Source organism: Novosphingobium colocasiae (assembly GCF_014652555.1).
In the GTDB taxonomy this organism is placed as follows: domain Bacteria; phylum Pseudomonadota; class Alphaproteobacteria; order Sphingomonadales; family Sphingomonadaceae; genus Novosphingobium; species Novosphingobium colocasiae.
In genome coordinates this window covers 133,617-153,395 of record NZ_BMZA01000001.1, presented here as the reverse complement: position 1 = coordinate 153,395, position 19,779 = coordinate 133,617, and the positions used below count along the sequence as shown (strand labels likewise).

The 19,779-nt window shown below is 64.5% G+C and carries 21 protein-coding genes; 5 read left to right on the top strand and 16 right to left on the bottom strand.

All coding sequences use genetic code 11. The features are described from left to right. Positions 1-39: 39 nt before the first annotated feature. The 9 genes from IE122_RS00765 to IE122_RS00725 all read right to left on the bottom strand — a co-directional run bounded on the left by IE122_RS00765 (position 40) and on the right by IE122_RS00725 (position 6,668). Complete coding sequence (locus IE122_RS00765) at positions 40-297, bottom strand: cytochrome C oxidase subunit IV family protein (protein ID WP_189619186.1); 258 nt, start codon at positions 295-297, stop codon at positions 40-42. Continuing rightward, positions 290-904 carry a cytochrome c oxidase subunit 3 gene (locus tag IE122_RS00760; protein WP_189619185.1) on the bottom strand — a complete coding sequence of 205 codons (615 nt, stop codon included), beginning with the start codon at positions 902-904 and terminating at the stop codon, positions 290-292. The genes IE122_RS00765 and IE122_RS00760 overlap by 8 nt, the downstream gene beginning before the upstream one ends. An 83-nt stretch (positions 905-987) precedes the next feature. Next, positions 988-1,728, bottom strand: coding sequence for a hypothetical protein (locus tag IE122_RS00755; protein WP_189619184.1), 741 nt, complete (start codon positions 1,726-1,728; stop codon positions 988-990). 154 nt (positions 1,729-1,882) lie between these two features. Beyond that, the gene (locus IE122_RS00750; protein ID WP_189619183.1) at positions 1,883-2,629 is read right to left on the bottom strand and encodes an SDR family NAD(P)-dependent oxidoreductase; all 747 of its coding nucleotides are present in this window, start codon (positions 2,627-2,629) and stop codon (positions 1,883-1,885) included. Between the two features lie 106 nt (positions 2,630-2,735). After that, a complete protein-coding gene (locus IE122_RS00745; RefSeq protein ID WP_189619182.1) occupies positions 2,736-3,218 on the bottom strand; it encodes an acyl-CoA thioesterase in 483 nt (160 codons plus the stop codon). Between the two features lie 37 nt (positions 3,219-3,255). Continuing rightward, complete coding sequence (locus IE122_RS00740) at positions 3,256-3,459, bottom strand: ferredoxin (RefSeq protein ID WP_189619181.1); 204 nt, start codon at positions 3,457-3,459, stop codon at positions 3,256-3,258. Positions 3,460-3,493: 34 nt separating this feature from the next. Next, positions 3,494-4,273: an enoyl-CoA hydratase/isomerase family protein gene (locus IE122_RS00735; protein WP_189619180.1), complete on the bottom strand. Its 780-nt coding sequence runs from the start codon at positions 4,271-4,273 to the stop codon at positions 3,494-3,496. A gap of 4 nt (positions 4,274-4,277) precedes the next feature. After that, on the bottom strand, positions 4,278-5,519 hold the full coding sequence (locus IE122_RS00730; RefSeq protein WP_189619179.1) for a cytochrome P450: 1,242 nt from the start codon (positions 5,517-5,519) through the stop codon (positions 4,278-4,280). A 171-nt stretch (positions 5,520-5,690) separates the two neighbouring features. Next, positions 5,691-6,668 (bottom strand): hypothetical protein, encoded by a 978-nt coding sequence (locus IE122_RS00725; protein ID WP_189619178.1) that lies wholly within the window; start codon positions 6,666-6,668, stop codon positions 5,691-5,693. A 72-nt stretch (positions 6,669-6,740) separates the two neighbouring features. On the opposite strand from IE122_RS00725, the gene IE122_RS00720 reads away from it, so the two are divergent. Then, a complete protein-coding gene (locus tag IE122_RS00720) occupies positions 6,741-7,541 on the top strand; it encodes a crotonase/enoyl-CoA hydratase family protein (RefSeq protein WP_189619177.1) in 801 nt (266 codons plus the stop codon). 3 nt (positions 7,542-7,544) lie between these two features. Here the strand turns inward: IE122_RS00720 and IE122_RS00715 are convergent, their stop codons facing one another. From IE122_RS00715 to IE122_RS00705, 3 genes are read right to left on the bottom strand one after another with little or no spacing between them, the layout of a single operon-like run. Continuing rightward, positions 7,545-9,044: an AMP-binding protein gene (locus IE122_RS00715; RefSeq protein ID WP_189619176.1), complete on the bottom strand. Its 1,500-nt coding sequence runs from the start codon at positions 9,042-9,044 to the stop codon at positions 7,545-7,547. A 25-nt stretch (positions 9,045-9,069) separates the two neighbouring features. Further along, entirely contained in the window at positions 9,070-9,561 is a 492-nt protein-coding gene (locus IE122_RS00710; RefSeq protein WP_229813606.1) for a MaoC family dehydratase, read from the bottom strand. Next, positions 9,545-10,315, bottom strand: coding sequence for an IclR family transcriptional regulator (locus tag IE122_RS00705; protein WP_189619175.1), 771 nt, complete (start codon positions 10,313-10,315; stop codon positions 9,545-9,547). The genes IE122_RS00710 and IE122_RS00705 overlap by 17 nt, the downstream gene beginning before the upstream one ends. 86 nt (positions 10,316-10,401) lie before the next feature. On the opposite strand from IE122_RS00705, the gene IE122_RS00700 reads away from it, so the two are divergent. The 4 genes from IE122_RS00700 to IE122_RS00685 all read left to right on the top strand — a co-directional run bounded on the left by IE122_RS00700 (position 10,402) and on the right by IE122_RS00685 (position 14,464). Then, complete coding sequence (locus IE122_RS00700) at positions 10,402-11,199, top strand: 2-keto-4-pentenoate hydratase (protein ID WP_189619174.1); 798 nt, start codon at positions 10,402-10,404, stop codon at positions 11,197-11,199. Position 11,200: 1 nt separating this feature from the next. Next, complete coding sequence (locus IE122_RS00695) at positions 11,201-12,157, top strand: acetaldehyde dehydrogenase (acetylating) (protein ID WP_189619173.1); 957 nt, start codon at positions 11,201-11,203, stop codon at positions 12,155-12,157. Further along, on the top strand, positions 12,154-13,194 hold the full coding sequence (gene dmpG, locus IE122_RS00690; protein ID WP_189619172.1) for a 4-hydroxy-2-oxovalerate aldolase: 1,041 nt from the start codon (positions 12,154-12,156) through the stop codon (positions 13,192-13,194). Before IE122_RS00695 ends, dmpG begins: the two co-directional genes overlap by 4 nt. A 127-nt stretch (positions 13,195-13,321) precedes the next feature. Further along, on the top strand, positions 13,322-14,464 hold the full coding sequence (locus tag IE122_RS00685) for an acyl-CoA dehydrogenase family protein (RefSeq protein ID WP_189619171.1): 1,143 nt from the start codon (positions 13,322-13,324) through the stop codon (positions 14,462-14,464). A 45-nt stretch (positions 14,465-14,509) separates the two neighbouring features. Here the strand turns inward: IE122_RS00685 and IE122_RS00680 are convergent, their stop codons facing one another. From IE122_RS00680 to IE122_RS00665, 4 genes are all read right to left on the bottom strand, one after another. Further along, entirely contained in the window at positions 14,510-15,517 is a 1,008-nt protein-coding gene (locus tag IE122_RS00680; protein ID WP_229813604.1) for a phosphotransferase family protein, read from the bottom strand. Further along, positions 15,514-16,434 (bottom strand): DUF7064 domain-containing protein, encoded by a 921-nt coding sequence (locus tag IE122_RS00675; protein WP_189619170.1) that lies wholly within the window; start codon positions 16,432-16,434, stop codon positions 15,514-15,516. The genes IE122_RS00680 and IE122_RS00675 overlap by 4 nt, the downstream gene beginning before the upstream one ends. A gap of 33 nt (positions 16,435-16,467) precedes the next feature. Continuing rightward, on the bottom strand, positions 16,468-17,262 hold the full coding sequence (locus tag IE122_RS00670; protein ID WP_189619169.1) for a FadR/GntR family transcriptional regulator: 795 nt from the start codon (positions 17,260-17,262) through the stop codon (positions 16,468-16,470). A 134-nt stretch (positions 17,263-17,396) separates the two neighbouring features. Continuing rightward, a complete protein-coding gene (locus tag IE122_RS00665) occupies positions 17,397-19,616 on the bottom strand; it encodes a TonB-dependent receptor (protein ID WP_189619168.1) in 2,220 nt (739 codons plus the stop codon). Positions 19,617-19,779: the final 163 nt, after the last annotated feature.

The following is a 19,779-nucleotide window of genomic DNA, read 5'->3' as shown; positions in this document are numbered from 1 at the left end:
GCGGCCCCGCACCTCCCGGCGCAGGGCCGCTTTTTCGTATCACCAGAACAGGTGGGCCAGCAGCAGCACGCCGCCGATCACGACGATCCAGGCGCGATAGAGCGTGTTCCACACCGGTAGCGCGCGGCCCACTTCCATGAAGTTGACAGCGACGAGCTGGCCCTTGAGCACGGCGACCCCGAAGATCATGGCGAAGATCATCTGGCGGCTGTTCAGCAGTTCGGCGGCCGCCACCGACCCCAGAGTCATCGCGATGAGAATGGCCCAGCACAGCACCGGGCGAAGCGGTTCAACCATGGGCGTGTCCTCCGGTCAGGTAGATCAGCGGGAAAATGAACAGCCACAGCAGATCGACGAAGTGCCAGAACAGGCCGACGTTTTCGATCTTGCGGCGATAGGCCTCGCTCCCCGCCTGTTCGCGGGCGCGGGCGAAGCAGTGGAGGATGAACCCCGTCCCGCCCAGCACGTGCAGGAAATGCACGCCGGTCATGAAGAAATAGAAGCTGTAGAACGAGTTGGTGGCGGGGCCGTGCCCTTCGGCGATCTTGTGGCTGTATTCGATGATCTTGTTGATCCCGAATGCGACCGAACAGGCGACGCAGAGCGCAAGGTTGCGCCGGATGCGGGCCACGTCCACCGCGGCGGGTGCCTTGGCGGCAGCGTGCACCGCTTCGACCATGAACAGCGAACTGGTCAGCAGCACCAGCGTATTGGCCATTCCGAACCCGAACGGCAACCCGGCCTGCGCTGCGGCAAAGACATCCGGCAACCGCGCCCGTTCGCTCAGAAACACCATGAAGATCATCGAAAAGACGATCATGTCGATGAAAACGAAGGTCCAGGGGCCGTTGGTCCCCGGCTGGCGATCGAGGGCGCGCTGGTGGGCGTCCAGACTGGAATGCATGATCGTGACACCTGAAACGGTCGAGCCGACCGCCGAAATGTTCCGGCGATCGGCTCAGGTCTGAAACATCATGGGTGGCGTCATCAGGCGGGGAGCAGGATTCCCGATGCCCGCTCGCGCTCTTCGGTCGACTTGTAGACGTGCTTGAGCACGTAGACGTTGTAGACGAAGAAGAAGGCGAGAAGCCACGTACCGAAAATGATCCAGTAGTTCCAGATGCCGCCCACCGCAAACGGGCCTTCGGTGACGAAGGGCATGAGGACGAGCGCGAGGAAGCTGGTGCCGATAGCGATCGAGGTCCAGCCGGCCCAGGCCGGGAACATCGTCTGGCGCTTGTTGAGCACGGTCCACAGGCCGAGACCCACCATCTGCATGGTGGTGATCATGTAGGTGCAGTCATAAGCGATCCAGCCGACGACGTGCAGTGCCTTGATTGTGCCGGGATCGAGTTGATCGACGAGGAACGAGCAGGTCGCCCACAGCACCGGGATGGTGGACAGGAGCCAGCCCGTCAGTATCCCGCCGGCCAGTTCCAGGAACGTGAGCACGGTGTAATTGCCGTTCTCGTCCTTGATGAGCGAGGCCAGGAGGCAGGACCACACGGTATAGAACAGCCCGAATGCCGCGCAGCCTATATAGGCCACCTTCAGTTCGGGGAACTTGCCGTAGAATTCTGAGACCAGTTGCTCGGGCGACATCGCCATCATGTTCGGCGGCGGCAGATTGTGCCCCAGTATGCCGAAGAAATAGATGTACGTGACCACGAACAGCGGCCCGGTCCAGGCTATCGCGCGTTCGACTGCGCGTTTTGTACCCTCCTCCATCTTCTCATCCCCTTCCGGTTAATCGGTTCGTGGGAGGCCGGGCGTCGGCCATGTTCGCCGCAGAGGCCCCTCACCAACCAAACATTTGTTTATATCATGATATATTTATCGCAGCAGCGATTCTGTCAATACTTTCGTAGTGAAAGGAAATCGCTCAGGAGGCGGTCATGCCGCCATCGATGATATGTTCGACGCCGGTAATGAACGAGCTTTCGTCCGAGGCGAGGAAGATGGCGAGGTTCGATACTTCTTTGGGATCGGCCAGCCGGCCCAGCGGGATCATCGCCACCGCCTCACCGCCGTCCTCGTCGGTCGCGGCCGCCATCATCGGCGTGCGGATGAAGCCGGGATGGATGGTGTTGCAGCGGATGTTATCCTTGCCGTATTCGATGGCGATCTGCTTGGTCATGCCGCGCACCGCAAACTTGCTGGCCACGTAGGCAAGGTTGGGGGCACCATAGACGGCGAACATGCCGGCGATCGACGAAATGTTGACGATCGAGCCACCGCCCGCCTTGATCATGCCGGGCAGCACCGATTTCATGCCATAGAATACGCCCATCTCGTTGATGTCCATGACGAACCGGTAATCGGCGTCGGACATTTCGACGGTCGAGGCGATCTTGCCGATGACGCCGGCGTTGTTGATCAGCACGTTGACCGTTCCGAAGCGCGCCTCGCCCTCAGCCAGAACCGCCTGCCATGCTTCTTCGCTGGCGACATTGTGCTGGATGAACAGGGCATTCTCGCCCAGTTCGGCGGCCAGCTTTTCACCCAGTTCGGTCTGGATGTCGGTGAGGATCACCTTGGCACCTTCCGCCACGAAATTGCGGGCATGCGCCTCGCCCATGCCTTGCGAGGCACCGGTGATGATCGCAACCTTTCCTGAAAGCCTTCCCATTGCAACGTCTCCCTTAAATCACTGATGTGTTCACGATGGCGCGACTCGCCCCGATCCCGTTTCTTGGTGCCATGCCGCCATTCATGCGGCGCAGCCTGCGCCCCGCCTAAGCGTCCCCTGCGTCGATCATGGCCTGACGCATCAGTGCCCGCGTGCCTTCGGAAAACGGCTGCGCGCGCATGCTGGCGATGTTCACTTGGACCACCGTGCTCGTCGATGACGCGACGCAGCGGCCATGCTGGAAAAGCCCCTGTCGGAACGACAGCGAGCTTTTGCCCACACGCTCGATCCCGGTGCCGATCACCACTTCGCCCGGCCAGTGCAGTTCGCCGAGGAAGTCGATCGTCGCGGTGGCGATCATGTACTGGCACCCCTCGTCGCGCAGTTCGAACCGTTCGTGCAGCAGGTCCGAGCGCCCGGCTTCGAGGAAGAAGGCGAAGTTGACGTTATTGACGTGGCCCTGGCGATCGGTGTCGCTCAACCGGATCTTCTCCGTGATCGTCGTCGGATAGTCTTCGACCCGCCGCCCCAATGGCGCAGGCACGGGCGTGCTGCCACGATCGGGCCAGTCGTTGATGGCAGCAGTCATATCCACCTCGGCAGCTTCACCTTGTCCGCACGGGAGCTTATTCGGCAACGACTGTGATCGCGCGTTCCGGGCAACTGCGGATGCCGATGGCGGCGTTCTTCTCTTCCGCGGCCGGCACGTCGATCGTCTGGCCACGATCGGCGTTGTAGCCGTCGTCGTCGCTCAGCCGGAAAACCTCCGGCGCGTACTTGGCACAGCGTCCGTGGCCGCTGCATTTGATCTCGTCGATGTGGACTTTCATCGTTCCCCTCCGTGTCGTTGGTTGGATGCCGGGCTTACTTGCCCTTGGCACCGGAAAGCAGATCGATCGCCGCCAGCGCTTCGAGGCCGAGCCCCAGGCTCAGCCCTTCATCCATCAGCCGCTTCAGCCGCTGGGTCAGCGCGACCCGGGCGTAGCGCAGCGCCAGATCGGTCTTGCCGGCGAAGATGCCGGCAATTTCAAGTGCCCTTTCCACCACCCGTTCCTGCGGCAGCAGTTCCTGGACAACACCATAATCCAGCGCCTGTGCCGCATTCAGTTCCTGCCCCATGAGCAGGAAATAGCGGCCCCGGTTCGGCCCCAGGACATGCGTCCAGCAGACATGCGCGCCATCGCCGGGGACAATCCCGCCCATGAAATGGGGCGCATCCTGGAACACGGCGGTATCGGCAGCGATGACTATATCGGACAGCACCGGGATTTCCGGATGGAACCGGGCCGGGCCGTTGATCGCCGCGATGATCGGCACTTCGATGTCGAGCAGATTGTTGAGCAACTTGCGGCCATCGTAGAACGTGTGGTCCCACTCAGCCGGGTTGTTCAGGTGGAAGCTCGCGAAATCGATCTCGTCGCACCACACCGCGCCGGTTCCGGTCATCACGATGACCCGGTTTTCCCGATCGCCGCCGATGTCGGCGAAGCAATAGCCCAGTTCCTCGTGGCTTTCCTCGCTCCACACGAACGGGCCGCCGTTTGTGTGCAACCGCATCAGCAGCACCCCGCGTTCGTCCCGGTCGAGCGCGATGTTGCGATAGCGGTCGCGATAGTCGGTCAGTCGTGGGGCAAGCCGGCTCATGCGCTTACCATTCGAGCTGCAGCGTGCGCATCGAACGCAGGTAGCCGGTGACATAGGTCGGCTCGGTGCCGGCCTTGACGCGGAATTCGGGAATGCGCTTCAGCCATTCCTCCAGCGTCGCGGTCAGTTCCACCCGCGCGAGGTTCGATCCGATGCAACGGTGCGGGCCGACGCCGAAGGTGGAGTGGGGAATACCCTCGCGGCGCACGTCGATCTTCTCCGGCTCTTCCATGTGGCGCGGATCGCGCGATGCGCAGGCATAAGTCAGGATGACGAATTCGCCTTCCTTGATGGTCGTGCCCGATACTTCGACATCGCGGGTGGTGGTGCGGCCAAGGCCGACAACCGGCGGGAAGAAGCGGGCATATTCCTCGATCGCATTCTCGATCAGCGAGGGATCGCCGATGAGCAGTTCGCGCTGATCGGAGTGCGTGGCGAGATGGTGGATCGCCGAGCCCATGACGAACGTGGTGGTGGCGATACCGCCGAAGGTAAGATCCACGAGGATGCTGACCTTGTGCTCCCACGGGCTTTCGGTACCATCGTCATACGTCACCCCGGCAAGGATCGTATCGATCAGATCGCCGCGCGAAGGCTGGGTGGCGCGCCACTTCAGGTGATTTTCGAGATAGCCGAAAACTTCCGCGAAATGCCGTGCGCGCTCGCTGAGATCGGGGTGGAAAGTGCCTTCCTCGACGCCGTTGACCAGCATCGCCAGGTCGTCGATCGGCAAGCCCAGCACGTTCTTGAAAAACGCCCAGCCCGGCAGCAGTGCGCCGAATTCGGAGATGAATTCGCAACTCCCCCGATCGATGAACCGGTCGATCAGCTCGTTCACATCGTCGCGCACGGCCTGTTCATAGGTGGCGACCGTCTTCGGGCTGAGATGCGGATTGAGCTTGGCCCGCCAGCGCGTATGGATCGGCGGATCGGATTCCTCGGGCATCAGATAAGGCAGACCTTCGGGGCGATTCGGCATGTAGCCCTTGGCGCTGCTGAACGTCTGCCAGTTCTGGGCAGCGGCCCGCACGTCGTCCTGCGTGTTGATCAGGTAATAGCCCCGACCGACCTTGGAGTGGACCACGGGGCACTTGCGCACCATGAAGTTCAGCGTCTCGTCGAACTTTTCGTTGAAGGCGGGGTCGTCAAGGTCGAAATCGTTGACCAGATCGCGGCCGAAACGCTCGATCAGCGCGTCCGGCGTGGTTTCCGGATCAACGGGCACAACGGTTGCATCATCGCTCATGGCGCTTTTCCACCTCCCAGATCGTGGAATTAAACAATCATTTGTTTTTGGCAGAGTCGCCTCACAGGGTCAAGATGCATCTTCCTGCGGGCCCGGCCCAGCAAATTTTTTGTATCATGATACATTTTGTTGAAAACGTCGAAGGTGCGCTTCGGCGGAGCGTGGTCTGGCTCAGGAACGGCCTGCACGACGCAGCGCGGCGGCCCGAAAATATTCGCCCAGCGCGACCGACGCCAGCGCACGGTGGGGGTCGATCCGTCTGACCGGCTCGGCAGCGGCATCGCCCCATTCCGCCAGCAGCGCCAGCATTTCGGCGTGAAGTTCGCCCAGCCGCACTGCGATCGAGCCGGGAACCAGAGGCATGCTGCGGGCTGCGGGCAACGGCTCATCGCCTCCGGGCAGCGCAAGGGTCCAGCCCATCGCTGCCAGCAGGACGGCGGCTCGGGCCAGCCCCTCGTCCGGCATGCTTGGGTCAGAAACGGAGTGGTTCGGCAGCCCTTCCAGATATCGGGCCAGCCGTGCTGCCGGCACTTCGTGTTCCGCGCCACCCGGCTCCAGAAAGCGGTCCGCCAGTCGGCCCGCCGGGTCGATGCACCACACCGGCGTGCCGCAGGCCAGCGCGAACGCCACCGTGTCGCGCGTACCGCCGCGTCCCCGTGGCGGCAATTGCGGGTCCCACACGGCGATCAGCAGATCGACGTTGCGCACTACCATGCGGCCGATCGCTTCGTAGCTGGACACCAGCGTTTCACCGTCGCCGGTGCCGCCATCGAGTTCCATGACGCCGTTCCCCGCCGCCTCCGTCAGGGCATGAAATGACGCGACCGGATCATCAGCACGGCCCGTTTCGAAGTTGGCGAGGTATTCCGGTTGGGAAAACGGGATCGGTATCTCCAGCGAAATCGCCACACCCTGATCCCGCGCCGCTTCGCGCCGGTCCAGCGCCACCCGCGCGAACAACTGGTCCGCCCCTTCCGCCAATGGCGACAGGCAGCGCAGCATAGCCGGACGGCCCGCCACCGCCAGCCGCGCCACGGCCGTGTCCAGCACCGCGCGCAGCGACGCCGTCAGCGCCGGGGGCGCGGCCTCTGGGCAGCCGGAAACCGCCCGGATGCCGGTCACGCCAATTCGCACCACGCCTGGGGTCATGGCGCAGCCTTGCCATGCCTTGACAGGCGATTCAAACCCCCGCAGCCACCGGGGCCTGCAATGGAGATCCATGTGAGCGAGCTGGTACGCTACGACAACCGCGATGGCATCGTCACCCTGACGCTGGATGATCCCGCCACCCGCAACGCGATTTCGGGCATGCCGATGGTCGAGGCGATCCTGGCCGCGCTGGCCCGGCTGGAGGCTGACGATACCGCGCGGGTGGCGATCCTGACCGGTGCCGGCCCGGTGTTCTCGTCCGGCGGCAACGTCAAGGCGATGGGCGAGGCAGGAGGGCTCAACGATCCCCTGCCCGCGCGCACCCGCCGCAATTACAAGCGCGGCATCCAGCGGCTGCCGCTGGCGTTCGCCGCGCTTGAAGTGCCGGTGATCGCGGCGGTCAACGGCGCGGCGATCGGGGCGGGCTGCGATCTCGCCTGCATGTGCGACTTGCGCGTGGCGGCCACCTCCGCGCGCTTCGCCGAAAGCTTCGTGAAGCTCGGCCTCATCGCCGGCGATGGCGGCGCCTGGCTGCTGCCCCGCGTGATCGGCTTTTCGCGCGCTTGCGAAATGGCGCTGACCGGCGATGCGATCGACGCGCAGACTGCGCTCGAATGGGGCCTGGTTTCGCGTGTGGTGGAAGACGCGGCGCTGCCCGGCGCGGCGCAGGAGCTTGCGGCGCGGATCGCCGCCAATCCGCCGTTCGCTGTGCGCATGACCAAGCGCCTTTTGTGGGAAGCGCAATCGGCCAGCCTGCCCAATGTCCTCGAAATGGCGGCGGCGATGCAGGCGGTCAATCACGCCACCGCCGATCACAAGGAAGCGACCGCCGCCTTCCTCGACCGGCGGCCGCCCAGCTTCACCGGCGATTGAGCCTCAGTCGAACAGGGCCGCGTACCGGCGGCGCAGCGCCGCCTTTTCGACCTTGCCCATGGCGTTGCGCGGCAACTGATCGACCACGATCACCCGCTTGGGCGTCTTGAACGCGGCGATCTTTTCGCGCAGCGCCGCGACGATCGCGTCGCCATCCACCGTTTGCCCGGTGCGCGCGACCACCACGGCGATCACCGCTTCGCCGAAGTCGGGGTGCGGCACGCCGACCACCGCGGCTTCCTCTACCCCGTCCAGCTCGTCGACGATCAGTTCGATCTCCTTGGGGTAGACGTTGTAGCCACCGCTGATGATAAGATCGCTGCCGCGCCCGACCAGCGCGACCCGGCCGTCATCGGCGATCGTGGCGATATCGCCGGTGCGGAACCAGCCATCGGCGGTGAACGCCTCGGCGGTCTTTTCGGGGTTGAGCCAGTAGCCGGTGAAGACGTTCGGGCCGGTGATCTCCAGCACGCCCGGCTCGCCCGCCCCGGTGTCCGCCGCCAGCCGCGCCGAGACCCCGTCGAGCGGATAGCCGACGGTCCCGGCCACGCGCGGGCCGTCATAGGGGTTGGAGGTTATCATCAGCGCTTCGGTCATGCCGTACCGTTCCAGGATGGCCTGCCCGGTCCGTTCCGCGAAGGCCTTGAACACCGGCTCGGTCAGCGGCGCGGAGCCCGAGATGAACAGACGCACCCCGGCGGCCAGATCGCGGGTGAACCGCTCGTCCTTGAGCAACCGCACATAGAACGTCGGCAACCCCATCAGCACACTGGCGCGCGGCAGGTCCGCCAGTACGGCATCGGCGTTGAACGTGCGGTGGAACAGAATGGTCGAACCGCCGGCGATCGCCAGATGGAGGGCCACGAACAGGCCGTGGACATGAAAGATCGGCAGGGCGTGGACCAACACGTCGTCGGCCTGCCAGCGCCAGGCCTCCTGCAAGGTGCGCAGGTTCGACAGCAGGTTGCCATGCGTCAGCATCGCGCCCTTAGAGCGCCCGGTCGTGCCGGAGGTATAGAGGATCGCGGCGATATCATCTGCTGCGCACTGCGCCACGTCCGGCGCAGGCGGTGCCGCGCCGAGCGCATCGGCGAACGGCCCGTCTCCATCGGCTTCCAGGGCCAGGGTGCGGGTGCCTGCCGGGATCGAGCCGGCCTGCTCCAGCCGGGCGATCGTCTCTGACGAAGCCACGAACAGGCCGGGCTGGGCGTCGGAGAGGAAGTAATCGAGTTCGGCGGCGGTATAAGCGGTGTTGAGCGGGATATAGACAATCCCCGCCCGCAGCGCGCCGAGATAGAGCCAAAGCGCGGGCACCGATTTCTCGACCTGCACCAGCACCCGCCGTTCGCCCCCGGCGAGATGTTCCGACAGGACGGCAGCCGCCCGCGCCGACATGTCGAGAAGCTGCGCATAGCTATGCGTCGCGCCGGCTTCTTCCACGAAAGTCTTGTCGCCCGCCTGCGCCGCCGCTGCGGCAAAGGCGCTGAAGATATTTGCGTTCATCGATCGTTCCTGCTCGATTGCGATTTCAATCGGGCGAAAGGCCCAGCAACCGCGTTTCCATCACCTGCTCGCCGTGCTGGTTGAACACCCTGATCTGAAAGGCGACCTTGCTCATGCCCGGCAGCTTCGCGAACGGCTCCTTGCTGACCACGGTGGTCTCGCACGACAGAACGTCATCGGCATAGACCGGCTTCATCCAGCGCAGCCCGTCAGCGCCAAGGCCGATGCCGCCGCGCTCCACGTCCACCACCGGCGGCCCTTCGCGCACCAGCATCCCCATCATCATCGCACAGGTGTGCCAGCCGCTGGCGGCGAGCCGCCCGAACGGCGATGCGGCGGCGGCTTCCTCGCTGAGGTGGAAGGGCTGCGGATCGTAAAGCGTGGCGAAGGCGATGATCTCATCGCGCGTGACATGGTGGCTGCCGAACCGATGGGTATCGCCCACCGTCAGCTTGCTGTCCCCCGCGCTGGTCATCGTCCCGCCCCCGTCATGGCCGTCATCATCGATCCGCCGCACCGAAAGCGGCAGCTTCGATCCGCGTCGCCATTGCCTTTAACGGGCCGATCCGATCGCGCAATGCCTCGTACCGGCCGGGGTGGACCGGGCCCGAGGCGGACAGCGCGGCCACCACCGCCCCCGCCCGATCGCACACCGGCACCGCCGCGCAGGCAAGGCCCTCGGCGATCTCCTCGCGGTCGAAGGCATAGCCATCGCGCGCCACTACGGCCAGTTCGGCAGCCAGTGCTTCGGGAGCGGTGATCGTTTGTCCGGTCAGGGCGATGAACGGGCCGTTGGCCAGATAGCGCTCCCGATCCGCCTCCGGCAGGCCCGCCAGCAGCACCTTGCCGATGCCGGAACAATAGGCCTCAAGCTGGCCGCCGACCTGGGTGAACAGCCCCGAAGCCGCGTTGCCGGCCTTGACCCGGTAAGTCACCATATCGTTCTCCAGCGTGCCAAGCTGCACCACCGCGCCCAGATCGCGCGCCAGCCCCGGCAGCAGCGGCGCGGCAATCCGCGCCAGCACTTGCGCCAGATCCACCGCCGCACCCAGCCGGATCAGGCGAGGCCCGGCCACGTGCCGCCCACCGCCTACCGGGGTCAGCAGGCCCTCTTCAACCAGGCTGACGACATGGCGGTGCGCCGTCGCCACCGGCACCGCATGACCGCGCGCCAGCTCGGAAATGCCGGACCGGCCGCCATCCGCCAGGATCGCATCGAGCAGCGCCATCACGCGCCCGAAGCTGGAAAGAGTTGGCGTTCCGGTTCTCACATTTCGAGAAATATGCATAACCCCCGCCTAGCGCAAGGTCTCGGTCGGCCGTATCTCTCGGGCTCGACGGAGAGGGAGTACGGTTCATGCAGGACGTGAAAAGCGAAGTGACGCTGGACGATCTGGCGCTGCGCCTGCGCAATGCCTACACCGGTGGCACCGTGCCGCCATTGCGTGACGGGCTCGATCCGGTCGATGCCGCCGGCGCTTATGCCGTACAGGAAATCAACACCCGTTACTGGCAGGGCCAGGGCCGCCGGATCGTCGGCCGCAAGGCCGGGCTGACCGCCAAGGCGGTGCAGACGCAACTGGGCGTGGACCAGCCCGATTTCGGCGTCCTGTTCGATGACATGCAGGTGGCCGACGGCGCGACGCTTTCGCCCGCCCGGTGCATCCAGCCAAAGGCCGAAGCCGAAATCGCCTTCGTGCTCGGCAGCGACCTGCCCTCTGTTGACACTACTCCGGAACAGGTGGCCGAGGCCGTCGCCACCGTCCACGCCGCGATCGAGATCGTCGATTCGCGCATCGCCGACTGGAAGATCACTTTCGCCGATACCGTGGCCGATAACGGATCGTCAGCGTTCTTCGTGCTCGCCGACGAAGGCAAGCCGCTGCCCGGGCTCGATCTCTACACCGCCGGCATGGTGATGGAGATCAACGGCGAAGTCGCCTCGCTCGGTGTCGCCGCTGCGGCGCTGGGCCACCCGCTCAACGCCGCCGCCTGGCTGGCGCGGACGCTCGCGGCGCGGGGCGATCCGCTGAAGGCCGGCGATGTGCTGCTGGCCGGCGCGCTGGGCCCGATGGTGGCGCTCACCCCGGGTGACCGCGTGCGCGCCGTGGTCGGTGGCATCGGCGAATGCAGCTTCACCTATGGAGACGCCTGACATGGCCAAGACCAAGGTAGCCATCATCGGCTCCGGCAACATCGGCACCGACCTGATGATCAAGATCATGCGTCTTTCCGATAGCCTCGAAATGGGCGTGATGGTCGGTATCGACCCATCATCGGACGGCCTGGCGCGCGCGCAGCGGATGGGGGTCGCCACCACTGCCGACGGGATCGACGGCCTGATCGCCATGGCCGAGTTCGCCGAAGTGGAGATCGTGTTCGACGCCACCAGCGCCGGCGCACACCAGCGCAACAGCGAAATGGTGCTGGCCGCCGGCAAGCGCATGGTCGATCTGACCCCGGCGGCGATCGGCCCCTATACAGTGCCCCCGGTCAACGGCGATGCCAACCTCGATGCGCGCAACGTCAACATGGTGACCTGCGGCGGCCAGGCAACGATCCCGATCGTCGCCGCCGTCAATCGCGTCGCCAAGGTCCACTATGGCGAAATCGTCGCCTCGATATCATCCAAGAGCGCCGGGCCCGGCACCCGCGCCAACATCGACGAATTCACCGAGACCACCAGCCAGGCCATCGTCGATGTCGGCGGAGCAACGCGCGGCAAGGCGATCATCATTCTCAACCCGGCCGAGCCGCCGCTGATCATGCGCGATACCGTCTATTGCCTGTGCGAGGACGGCGATCGCGATGCGATCCGGCAAAGCATCGAGGCGATGGTGGCCGAAGTGCAGAGCTACGTCCCGGGTTATCGCCTCAAGCAGGCGGTGCAGTTCGAGCATATCGGATCGAACCAGCCGCTGCGTATTCCCGAAATGGCCAGTTTCGGCCAAACTTCGTTCACCGGACTCAAGGTTTCGGTGTTTCTCGAAGTCGAAGGCGCAGCGCACTACCTGCCCGCCTATGCCGGCAACCTCGACATCATGACCTCGGCGGCGCTGAAAACGGCCGAGAAGATCGCCGCGCGCATGCACCGCCAGGGAGCCCCGGCATGACCCTCAACAGCCACTTTTCTGACCCTACCGCCCAGAAGCTCTACATCCAGGACGTGACGCTGCGCGACGGAATGCACGCGATCCGCCACCAGTACGGCATCGAGCATGTCAAGGCGATCGCCCGCGCGCTCGATCTGGCCAAGGTCGATGCCATTGAGGTTGCCCACGGCGACGGCCTGCAAGGCTCCAGCTTCAACTACGGCTTCGGAGCCCAGACAGACTGGGACTGGATCGGCGCGGTTGCCGAAGTGCTCGAACATGCGGTGCTGACCACGCTGCTGCTGCCCGGCATCGGCACCGTCCACGACCTCAAGCACGCCTGCGAGATGGGCGTGAAGTCGGTCCGTGTCGCCACCCACTGCACCGAGGCGGATGTTTCGAAGCAGCATATCGAGGCCGCCCGAAACTTGGGCATGGATGTCTCCGGCTTCCTGATGATGAGCCACATGACCAGCCCGGAAGCGCTGGCGCAGCAGGCACTGCTGATGGAAGGCTATGGCGCGCAATGCGTCTATGTGACTGACAGCGGCGGGGCCATGAACATGGACGAGTATGCGGCACGGCTGCAGGCTTACGACCGCGTGCTCAAGCCCGAAACGCAGCGCGGTGTTCATGCCCACCACAACCTGTCGCTTGGCGTCGCCAACTCCATCGTCGCGGTGCAGAACGGCGCGGTGCGCGTCGATGCCTCGCTGGCGGGGATGGGCGCCGGTGCCGGCAACGCGCCGCTCGAAGTGTTCATCGCCGCTGCCGATCGGATGGGATGGAACCACGGCTGCGATCTCTACGCACTGATGGACGCCGCCGAGGAACTGGTTCGCCCGCTGCAGGACCGCCCCGTCCGCGTCGATCGCGAAACGCTGACGCTCGGCTATGCCGGGGTTTATTCCAGCTTCCTGCGCCATGCCGAAAAGGCCAGCGCCGATTATGGCGTCGATACCCGCGCGATCCTCGCCGAAGTGGGGCGGCGCAAGATGGTCGGCGGCCAGGAAGACATGATCGTCGATATCGCCCTGGACTTGTCCCGCACGGAGTGATCGCGCCGGAAATTGCTTGCAGGCCGCAAGAAAGATAACCGGTTTACAATAATCCTGACCTAGGTTACGGATTGCCCTTGAGCGCGCCGGGATCGATCAGGTCCGGCGTATCGAGGGAGAGACCACGATGCTGCACCGCGACGATAGCCTGCTGTTCAATGACGATCATCGCATGTTCCGCGAGACGGTGCGGCGTTTCATCGATCGCGAATTCACGCCGCGCATCACCGAGTTCGATGACGCCGGCAAAGTGGCGCGCGATTTCTGGGCGAAGATGGGCGACAACGGCTTTCTCTGCCCGGGCGTGCCGGAACGCTTCGGCGGGCTCGGCCTCGATTTCCGCTACAACGCGATCCTCAACGAGGAACTGACATACGCGATGATGACCGACAGCGTGACGCTGCAATCGGACATCACCATGCCCTATCTGCTTCATTACGCGAGCGACGAGATCAACGAGAAGTGGCTGCCCCGGCTGCTGAGCGGAGAGGCTGTTTCGGCGATCGCGATGACCGAACCGGGTGCCGGGTCCGACCTCCAGGGCGTGCGCACCACCGCCCGGCGCGAAGGCGACGAGTATGTCATCAACGGCTCCAAGACCTTCATCACCAACGGCCAGAATGCCGACATCATCATTACCGTGTGCAAGACCGAGCCCGATCTGGGCGCAAAGGGTACTTCGCTGATCCTGGTCGAGGCGGATCGCGCCGGCTTCGAACGCGGCCGCAACCTCGACAAGATCGGCCAGTGGATGAGCGACACGTCCGAGTTGTTCTTCAACGACGTGCGGGTGCCGGTCGGCAATCTCATCGGCCAGGAAAATCGCGGCTTCATCTATCTCGTCAGCGAACTGGCGCAGGAACGCCTGTCGATCTCGATCTCGGCGCAGACGGCCGCGCAGCGCGCTTATGACGAAGCGGTCAAGTTCACCCGTGATCGCAAGGCGTTCGGCAAGCCGGTGATCGATTTCCAGAACACCCGCTTCACCTTGGCCGACATCAAGGCAAAGCTCCAGGTCGGCTGGGCCCATCTCGACTGGGCCACCGCCCGCCACGTGCGTGGCGAACTGTCGCCGGAAGAGGCGGCGGCATCCAAATACTGGCACACCGAAATGGCCTGGCTCGCCTGCGACGCGGCACTCCAGTTGCACGGCGGTTCGGGCTACATGAACGAATACCCGATCGCCCGCGTCTGGCGCGACGCCCGCGTCCGCCGCATCTATGGCGGTTCCAGCGAGATCATGCGCGAACTGGTCGGCCGCTCGCTCTGATATCGCCGCGCCCTGCTGTTCTGCAGCGGGGCGGGCATCGCGCGCTCAATCCCGACAGTAGAAGGCCGCTTCAGCGAGGAAGCGGTCTTCGTGTTCCTCGACGAAGTAGGGATCGTGGCCGGCGAGGCGCGAGTAGCGGTAGAGGGTGGCGAGCTTGAACAGGACCATGACCTGGTACCACGCAATGTCCGCCGGCGCGCGGCCCGACAAGGCGAAGTAGCGCGCCACCAGCGCGGCGGGCTCGGGGGTGCCGGGGGCGATCAGCGCGGCGGAGAGGTCCTGCACCGGAGTGTGCGTGGCCCCCTCGCGCGGGGCGGAGCAGACGAGGTAGGCTAGGTCCAGCAGCGGATCGCCCACCGTCGCCAGTTCCCAGTCGAGGATCGCGGCGATCCGCGCCGGGGCCTGCGGGGCCCACATCACGTTGCCGAGCCTGAGGTCGTTGTGGATGATCGTCGCACCCGAAGGTTCGGGCACGTTCGCCTCCAGCCAGGCCGCGATGCGGGCATAAGGCGGCAGTACGCCCCCAGCGCCGTCATCGACCATGCGGCGGAATATCCTGAAATGGCGGAGGTTGAACGCCTCGGGCCGGGCCTTGGCGGCGAGCGTGGTCCGTGTCCAGTCGATCGCGTGCAACTGCGCCATCGCCGCCACCAGCGCCTCGGCCATCGCCGGGGCGGCAGCGGCCTCATCGAGCGGAGCCTTGCGCGTTTCGGTGAGCACCACACCGTCGATCATGCCCATGACATAGAACGGCACGTCGAACACCGCGCCGGTCTCGCCCGTCGCCAGCACTTCGGGCACCGGCAGACCGGCCCCGCCGACGGCCGCGAGGAAGCCCGCCTCACGTAGCACGTCGTTGCTGCCCGGTGGCAGTGGCGGCGGCGGCGGCCTGCGGAGGACCACGGCGCGGCCTTCGATGTCGATGCGGAACGTCAGGTTGCTGTGGCCGTCGCCGATCGGAGCGATCACCATAGCGCCGGGCGCAATTCCGCGCGCCTCCAGGAAGGCGCACAGGGCCTCGCGGGTCGGCTCGTCGAACGTCCAGGTGGTCAACGGGTTGCCCCGCTTTCAACGAGGTGATCGAGATAGGACTGCTGCCAGTGCGTTTCGTACTGCCCGGCGGCGGTGAGCCCGTCGATCGTCGCGGTGCAGGCAGCTTCCTGGATCAGCGTGCCGAACTTGTCCTTGGTCGGCAGCTTGACGAGGCCGAAGCGCTGCATTTCGAGGAGGCAGGTGCCTCCATCTGTATCGACGATCTCGGCACGCAGGGTGTCCTGGCTCATGTCGTCGCGATAAGTGCCCTTCTGGGCGATCGTGGCGATGGGCGTCAGCACGCCGTCGCGCACGACATAGCCGGCGCAACCCCATTCGCCGCGCGCGATCCAGATCCAGCCGTTGATCATCCGGCTGCCGTCGGGGGTATAGGCGCAGAACCACTTCCAGTGCTGCGGCACGCCCCAGTTGCGGTTGCCCCAGCTATGATCGCGGTGGGCCATGCCGTTCAGGGGGATGGTCAGGTCGCCGGCGCGGATTTCGCCGTCGATACGCCCGGTCTGCTCATAGCGGTTCATCGCGAACCACGATGGCAGGCCGTCGGGATTGTCGAGATAGCTGTGCGGCGGATGGGCGGGAGTGAAGGTGAAATCCATCTCCACCTTGTCGCTACGGTAGCTGACCTTGGCCGCTTCGCCGAACCCGGTCTTGCGCAGTTCGAGACCCTTGAAGCTCAGGGCATCGAGATTCATGTCGGCCGGGATCTCGCCGTTGACCAGTTCCAGCACGATCGGGCGCTTTTCCTCGCCCCAGACCACGATATTGAAGCCCGCCTTGCCCTCGTTGGTCAGGTAAAGATAGGCCTGAAAGCCCAGCTTGCGATCCGGCATGACCGATTGCCAGAACAGCGAATCGCGCATCCGTCCGCTGGCATCGGGGGCGTGGCGGAGATGGTCGGTGGGGGAAAAACGGGACACGATGCCTCCAGGGTGTTCGATCGTTGAACGCGGCTAACCGCCGTCGTTATGCCAGTTGCCGATGCGCGCGAGGACGTAGTTGGTCGTCGCCTCATAATGCACCCGCAGCAGCTCGCAGGCCCGCGGGCCATCGCCCGCCCGCAGCGCGGCAACGATGTCGCGGCGCGGCTGGACCAGTTCCATCTCGGTCGGCAGCTTGTAAACCTTGAGGATATCGGTGACGATGTCCGCCACCGAATCGATCAGCATCTCCAGCACCAGATTGTGCGAAGCGCTGCCCAATACGCGGTTGAAGCCGACCACCGGGCCCACCGTCTTGACGGCATCACCTTCCTCGATCGCCTCACGCAGATCCTCGATGTTGCGATCCAGCGCTGCAAAATCGGCTTCGTTGGCGCGCATGGCGGCCAGTTCGGCTGCCTGGACCAGCAGGTTGACCCGCACGACCATCAGATCGACCAAGGGCATGCGCCCCAGGATGATCATGTTCTTGATCGACTGGCCCACTCCGTCAGCGCTGTTCTCGCGGATGAAGGCTCCGCCGCTGGCCCCCTTGGCGAACCGCAGCACCCCGGACATCTCCAGCGTCCGCAACGCTTCGCGCACGGCGTGGCGATTTACCGAAAAGGCGTCGGCCAGCGCTCGCTCGCTGGGCAGCTTGTCACCGGGGCGCAGCTTCTCTTCGCGGATATCCTGAAGGATTGCTTCGCTGACCCGCTCGAAGGCGCGCTTGGCACGTACCGGCTTGGTGCTTGTCTCGTTCACGTCATCGGCCGCCATTCTGGAGGAATTCTGCACCTCGCAGATCGTTGACGGGCTTTCAACCATGACATGACAACCGCTGCGCCCCGGAAAATCCGAAAAATCGCGGCATTCGACCCCGCCGGGACCGGAAGGGTGACGGATGGGGTCTGGCCCGGTCCCATCCTTCCCCACCGATCCCGGCGCGGGCCTGTTCACTCTTACATCGACCAGCCGATGGTCGCGCCATAGGTGCGCGGCTGGCCGTAGATGCTGATGACCTGGCCGGGCAGCGCCAGCACGGTACGACGATAGGTCACGTCGAAGGCGTTCTGGATCCAGCCGGCAATCTTGAAATCGCCCATCCGGTACGTGATGCGGGCATTGCTAAGCACATAGCCGTCTTCCGAGGTGAGCGGAATCGTGCTGCCGTACTTGATGTCGCCCTGGCCCGGTTCGTGGAAGAAATCGCTCAGCATCGATGCATCGGCGTGGAAGGTCAGGTCGCTGTTGCTGCCGGTCTCGACCGTGTAGGTCGCACCGACATTGACCGAGTGCTTGGGCGCGCGGACCATGCGGGTATCCGAAAAGTCCAGCGTGGACGCTGCACCCTTCGGCCCGGTCAGGTACTCATCGTACTTCGCATCGGTATAGGCGTAAGCCACCGTGACATCGAAGCCGCGCACCGGCTGGATGGTCAGATCAAGCTCCGCACCCTTGATCTTGCTCTTGCCGGCGTTGTCGATCAGCGACGGCGTGGAGCCATCGGGCAGCAGGACGACGCGCGAGACCTGAAGGTTCTTGTAGTCGTACTGGAAGACCGCTGCATTGGCGCGCAGCGTGCCGTCAAGCCAGGTGCTCTTCACGCCCGCTTCCCATGCGCGGATGGTTTCCGGGTTGAATACCAGCCCAGCCTGCGCGGCCGTCAACGGCGTGTACTGGTACCCGCCCGACTTGAAGCCCTTGCTCCAGCTTACGTAGAGGTTGAGATCGCGGGTCGGCTGGTAGGACAGCACGAACTTGGGATCGAACGAGGTAAACTTCTTGGTCGGGTTGGTGACGTCGAAGTTCGCCCTGACCAGCGGCAGCGCATCGTTGGTGCGCCCGCCCAGCGTCGCCTTCTTCCTGTCCTCGGTATAGCGCGCGCCGAGGGTGAAGGTCAGTTGGTCGGTGAAGTGGAAGGTCGACTGGCCGAACACAGCGACGCTCTTGGTCTTATAGTGACCGAACGTCAGGTCATCGCCGCCGGCAGCCACGCTGTCCGCGCCGAACAGGAAGTTGTCCTGATGGTAGCTGGTGTCCTTGTAGTAGTAGACGCCGAGGATCCAGTCGACCGCGCCGTTGAACGACAGCGCGCCGTCATTGGCCGACACGAAGCGGAACTCCTGCGAGAACTGCTTTGACCTCTCGGCGCTGATCTGCTGGATCACGTCGAGGTTGGTGTTATCGAAATCGCGATCATCGGTGTACTTCAGCTTGCGATACGACGTGACCGAAACGAAATCGCCGAGGTCCGTGCTGTAGTTGAGCTTACCGGTGAAGGCATCGATGTGGCGGTTATATTCGGGATCGGTGGTGTAGTACTGCTTGTACGGATCGTCCGACTTTTCAGGGACGAGGCCGGCCTTGCCGAGCAGGATGCCGTTCGGATTAAGCGTGCTGCCGATCGATTCACCCTGGAACGAGCGGCCGGTGTCGCGCGCGATTTCAGCGATCAGGTCGATCTTGAGCTCCGAACTGGGCTCGATCGCCAGACGGGCGCGGCCACCCCAGTTGTCCGTGCCCTGCGGATGGTTGCCGGTGGTCAGGTTGGTTACATAACCGCGCGCCTTCGTGCGCCAGCCGGCGATCCGGCCCTTGACCACGTCGCCCGCAATCGGACCCGAGACGGCACCGAACACGTTCCACGCATCGTAGTTGCCGTAACCGGCTTCGGCTTCGGCCGAGAAGGTATCGGTCGGCCCCTTGGTGATGACGTTGACCGCGCCGGCGATGGTGTTCCGGCCATAGAGCGTGCCCTGCGGCCCCTTGAGCACTTCGACACGTTCGATATCCTTGAGCGAACCCAGCACGCCACCGGTGCGGCCGAGATAGCTTTCATCGACGAACACGCCGACGGAGGACTCCGAACCCGGATCGAACTGGCGGGTGCCGATGCCGCGAATGTAAAGCTGCGGGCGGGCCGAGCCGAAGCCGCCGGCGTAGAAGCCGGGGACGCGCGGGGCGACGTTGCTGATGTCGGCGACGCCGCTCTGCGTGAGCATCGCGCTGTCGAGCGCGGAAATCGAAGCCGGGATATCCTGCAGGCGTTCCGAGCGGCGCTGCGCGGTGACAATGATATCGCCGCCGGCCTCTGCCGTCTCGGCGGCGTTCTCCTGCGCCTGGACGACCTGCGGCATCGCGCAGGCAGCCAACAGCGCTGCCTTCCAGTACTTACGCATAGTTCTCTCCCTTACCTTGCTTTTTTGCTCCGGTCCTCACGACCGTCGCTGCAACCGCACAATGGTTGGACCAACTTTGGTTGGACCGTTTTTTGCGATGTCGAGTGATTTAGTCAAGATGTTTATTGTTTCTGGAAAACCCCGTCGGCAGGGTTCTTCCCGA

Excerpts from the sequence above, each read along its gene's own strand:
- IE122_RS00765 (WP_189619186.1), bottom strand. The coding sequence starts at position 297 with ATGGTTGAACCGCTTCGCCCGGTGCTGTGCTGGGCCATTCTCATCGCG.
- IE122_RS00700 (WP_189619174.1), top strand. The coding sequence starts at position 10,402 with ATGCAGGACGTGAAAAGCGAAGTGACGCTGGACGATCTGGCGCTGCGC.
- IE122_RS00670 (WP_189619169.1), bottom strand. The coding sequence starts at position 17,262 with ATGGTTGAAAGCCCGTCAACGATCTGCGAGGTGCAGAATTCCTCCAGA.
- IE122_RS00715 (WP_189619176.1), bottom strand. The coding sequence starts at position 9,044 with ATGAACGCAAATATCTTCAGCGCCTTTGCCGCAGCGGCGGCGCAGGCG.
- dmpG (WP_189619172.1), top strand. The coding sequence starts at position 12,154 with ATGACCCTCAACAGCCACTTTTCTGACCCTACCGCCCAGAAGCTCTAC.
- IE122_RS00735 (WP_189619180.1), bottom strand. The coding sequence starts at position 4,273 with ATGAGCCGGCTTGCCCCACGACTGACCGACTATCGCGACCGCTATCGC.
- IE122_RS00755 (WP_189619184.1), bottom strand. The coding sequence starts at position 1,728 with ATGGAGGAGGGTACAAAACGCGCAGTCGAACGCGCGATAGCCTGGACC.
- IE122_RS00685 (WP_189619171.1), top strand. The coding sequence starts at position 13,322 with ATGCTGCACCGCGACGATAGCCTGCTGTTCAATGACGATCATCGCATG.
- IE122_RS00665 (WP_189619168.1), bottom strand. The coding sequence starts at position 19,616 with ATGCGTAAGTACTGGAAGGCAGCGCTGTTGGCTGCCTGCGCGATGCCG.
- IE122_RS00730 (WP_189619179.1), bottom strand. The coding sequence starts at position 5,519 with ATGAGCGATGATGCAACCGTTGTGCCCGTTGATCCGGAAACCACGCCG.
- IE122_RS00695 (WP_189619173.1), top strand. The coding sequence starts at position 11,201 with ATGGCCAAGACCAAGGTAGCCATCATCGGCTCCGGCAACATCGGCACC.
- IE122_RS00750 (WP_189619183.1), bottom strand. The coding sequence starts at position 2,629 with ATGGGAAGGCTTTCAGGAAAGGTTGCGATCATCACCGGTGCCTCGCAA.
- IE122_RS00740 (WP_189619181.1), bottom strand. The coding sequence starts at position 3,459 with ATGAAAGTCCACATCGACGAGATCAAATGCAGCGGCCACGGACGCTGT.
- IE122_RS00725 (WP_189619178.1), bottom strand. The coding sequence starts at position 6,668 with ATGACCCCAGGCGTGGTGCGAATTGGCGTGACCGGCATCCGGGCGGTT.
- IE122_RS00760 (WP_189619185.1), bottom strand. The coding sequence starts at position 904 with ATGCATTCCAGTCTGGACGCCCACCAGCGCGCCCTCGATCGCCAGCCG.
- IE122_RS00745 (WP_189619182.1), bottom strand. The coding sequence starts at position 3,218 with ATGACTGCTGCCATCAACGACTGGCCCGATCGTGGCAGCACGCCCGTG.